Below are 210 nucleotides of genomic sequence, written 5' to 3'. Positions count from 1 at the left end.
AGGCGTGTGACCCAAGATAACCAAGGCAAGAAAACAGCCGGAGTGGATGGAGTGATAGCAATATCCCCGAAACAAAGATTCACCCTTGCTGAAGAAATCAAAGGAAACGTCAAAGCCAAACCGTTACGGAGAATCTGGATACCAAAACCTGGACGGGATGAAAAACGTCCCCTGGGAATCCCGACAATTCGAGATAGAGCCAAGCAAGCC

The 210-nt window shown here is 48.6% G+C and carries 1 protein-coding gene; it reads left to right on the top strand.

Annotated elements, in window-relative coordinates:
* Window positions 1-210, top strand: a 210-nt coding sequence (locus tag LKE08_RS13420) for a reverse transcriptase N-terminal domain-containing protein (RefSeq protein WP_324704738.1), incomplete at both ends; no start/stop codon positions are given.

This window comes from Lyngbya sp. CCY1209 (assembly GCF_035615495.1).
In the GTDB taxonomy this organism is placed as follows: Bacteria; Cyanobacteriota; Cyanobacteriia; order Cyanobacteriales; family Microcoleaceae; genus Limnospira.
Note: the sequence above shows the minus strand (reverse complement) of the source record. Positions and strands in the feature narration are given on the sequence as shown.